Genomic DNA, 2,196 nt, shown 5'->3' with positions numbered 1-2,196 from the left:
TCGGCCATCTGGGCGCGGATGAATTCGCCGTCGGCATCGTCGCCCGTCAGTCCGACGGCCTCCAGGGGAATAGCCTCTTTCCCCGGCGGCGGGCCGAACTTCGCCACGTCCAGGAGGCAATTGTACGGCGCGCCGCCCGTGCCGCGCGCCTCTTCGAGAATGTTCGAGAGGGTTTCTTCCTGCGGCCAGCGGTCGCAGATATAGAGGTGGTCGATGATCCAGTTGCCTGCCCCGGCGATGCCGCGTCGCTCGTCGGCCATGGTTCTCCCGTTCTGGAGGGGCCCCGCGAGGAGAGCGGCCCGCCCAGCCTTCGCCCTTTGGGCTACGGCGGGTCTCCGCTGCGCTTCGACAAGCGGGCCGGCGAACCAAGCGCCCATCGCGCCACCCGCCTCCGTCCCGGAGCCTGCCCGCCGAAGCCTCGGCGAAGGCGGGTCCCTTTGTCCCTCGCTGCCGCCACGCGATGGCGTTTTGTTAGAGGCTCTCAGGCCTCGGCGACGGACTGCCAGGTTCCTTTGCCGGCCGAAGCCAGGACGGCGTCGCACACGTATTGGGTCGCGAGGGCGTCGCGGAAGGTCGGATGGACCGGCTTGCCGGCCGCCAGGCCCTCGAAGAAATCCGCCACCTGGTGGACGAACGAGTGCTCGTAACCGATCGCCAGACCGGGCACCCACCAGTGGTCCATGTAGGGCATGTCGCTGTCGGTCACGTGAATGGACCGCCAGCCGCGAACGATCGATTCGTCGCGATGGTCGAAGTAACTCAGGCGGTGCAGGTCGTGCAGGTCCCACGCGATGGACGCGTGCTCGCCGTTGATCTCGAACGTGTAGAGGGCTTTGTGCCCGCGCGCATAGCGCGTCGACTCGAAGACGCCCAGCGAGCCGTTCCCGAACCGCGCGAGGAAAGCGCAAGCGTCGTCGATGCCGACCGGCTCAACCTTGCCTGTGAGGGTGTGCTTGCGCTTCTTGATGAACGTCTCGGTCATTGCCGTCACGCTCTGGATCGGCCCGTTCATCCATAGGGCGGTGTCGATGCAATGGGCCAGGAGGTCGCCTGTGACGCCGCTGCCGGCGACGGCGACGTCCAGGCGCCAGAGCCCGTCCCCGCCCTGGGGCAGGTCGGCGGAAATCGTCCAGTCCTGAAGGAACACGGCCCGGTAGTGGAAGATGCGGCCGAGCCGGCCCTCGTCCACCAGTTGCTTGGCCAGCGTGACGGCCGGCACGCGCCGGTAGTTGTACGATACCAGGTTGGGCACGCCGGCCTTCTCGACCGCCTCGACCATTTCTTTACCTTCGGCGCCGTTCCTGGCGAGCGGTTTTTCACACAGGATCGTCTTGCCGGCCTCGGCGGCGGCGATGGCCATTTCCTTGTGCATGTTGTTCGGCGCACAGATGTCCACGATGTCGATGTCGTCCCGCTCGACCAACCGGCGCCAGTCCGTTTCGACCGACTCGTAACCCCAGCGGTCGGCAAACTGCTTCGTCTTCGCCTTCTCCAGGCCGAAGGCCGCCTTCAGCACCGGCCGGTAGGCCAGGTCGAAAAAGTTGCTGACCCGGAGATAGGCATTGGAGTGGGCGCGGCCCATGAAGCCGTACCCGATCATGCCGACGTTCAGCGGCTTGGCCATGGCAGTCGTCTCCTCGCTCTTATCCGAACCGGGCGTTCAACTTGTTCACGAACTTCTTGCACCGCTCGGTCACAGCCCAGGCGTCGGGCCAGAAGCACAGGTCGATCGTCCACCAGTTGTGCGGCACGCCGGCGTCGTTGAGGGCCGGCACCATTTCGTCCCAATCGATCAGGCCGTCGCCGAACGGCGCGTGCGTGCTCGTCTCGTCGCCGTGCAGCGTGCCGTCCGAATCGATGATGTGAATGTGGTTGATCTTGCCCGCCAGGCGGCGCACCAGTTCCACCGCCCCGCCGGGCAGCGTTTCGACCGGGCCGGGCTGGCGCGACCCGACGGCCGCCACCATGTGCGCGTGGCAGGTGTCGAGCAGAACGCCGAACCGCTCGTGGTCGACCTCGTCGACGATCCGCAGGATGTCGGACGGCTTGTTGAAAGCAAAGCCCGGCTCGAACTCCCACGTGACGTAGAGGCCCTGGTCGGCGGCCTCCCGCGTGCAGACCTTCCAGGTCTCGACGACGCGCTTCCGGGCCGTCTGGGCGTCCACTTCCTTGAAGATCGTCGGCGGCTGCACCGTG

The 2,196-nt window shown here is 66.6% G+C and carries 3 protein-coding genes; all 3 read right to left on the bottom strand.

Going from position 1 to position 2,196, the window contains the following annotated elements; all coding sequences use genetic code 11:
• On the bottom strand, positions 1-260 hold a 260-nt coding region (locus NTX40_04135; GenBank protein MCX5648273.1), incomplete at its 3' end, for a hypothetical protein.
• Between the two features lie 221 nt (positions 261-481).
• Positions 482-1,624, bottom strand: a complete 1,143-nt coding sequence (locus tag NTX40_04130) for a Gfo/Idh/MocA family oxidoreductase (protein ID MCX5648272.1) — start codon at positions 1,622-1,624, stop codon at positions 482-484.
• 19 nt (positions 1,625-1,643) lie between these two features.
• The coding region (locus NTX40_04125; GenBank protein MCX5648271.1) for a TIM barrel protein at positions 1,644-2,196 on the bottom strand (553 nt) is incomplete at its 5' end.

This window comes from Planctomycetota bacterium (assembly GCA_026387035.1).
In the GTDB taxonomy this organism is placed as follows: domain Bacteria; phylum Planctomycetota; class Phycisphaerae; order FEN-1346; family FEN-1346; genus JAPLMM01.
This window is presented reverse-complemented; position numbering and strand designations above follow the sequence as displayed.

Excerpts from the sequence above, each read along its gene's own strand:
- NTX40_04130 (MCX5648272.1), bottom strand. The coding sequence starts at position 1,624 with ATGGCCAAGCCGCTGAACGTCGGCATGATCGGGTACGGCTTCATGGGC.